The sequence below is a fragment of the Streptomyces litchfieldiae genome, assembly GCF_031845365.1.
Taxonomy (GTDB): Bacteria; Actinomycetota; Actinomycetes; order Streptomycetales; family Streptomycetaceae; genus Streptomyces; species Streptomyces litchfieldiae.
This window is the reverse complement of sequence record NZ_JAVREL010000129.1, coordinates 1-432: the sequence shown is the minus strand read 5'-3', so window position 1 is coordinate 432 and position 432 is coordinate 1. Positions and strand designations below refer to the sequence as shown.

Here is a 432-nt window from a genome sequence, read left to right as displayed (position 1 = left end):
GCCGAGACCGGCGAGCTTCATGGCGTACCCGACGATGCCGCCGGCGAAGATCACGACGATACCGGCCCAGAAACCGAGGTGGTTGTTGGCCACCATGAAGACGCCTGCGACGCAGAAACCGATGAAGGCGATGATGACACCGGTCCAGGCGCGGCCGGGGTGTGTCCGTGGCTGCTGCCCGCCATGAGTTGCTCCCTGTTGGTGTTGCGCGTGGGTACCGCTGTAGCTGTCGCTCGACGGCTCGCTTCCATTGTCCCGTACGGGACGGCGGGACGTGAGCGGGGGGTCACCCCTCGGGAGTGTCTAGGTGTATTGCCCTGTGAGGTTGGGGACGCGGCTGGCGGGTGGTTGGCCTGTGAGTGCGGTGTGTCCGCGGTGGTGAGTGTAGGTGTGGAGCCAGTTGGGGAAGGCGTCGCGTCGTTCTTGCTCTGA

At 65.5% G+C, this 432-nt stretch carries 2 pseudogenes; both read right to left on the bottom strand.

Annotated features, from left to right (window positions below):
- Positions 1–185 (bottom strand): annotated as a pseudogene (locus RM590_RS35720) (HGxxPAAW family protein); the annotation flags it as partial.
- Between the two features lie 118 nt (positions 186–303).
- A pseudogene (locus RM590_RS35715) lies at positions 304–432 on the bottom strand (IS481 family transposase); the annotation flags it as partial.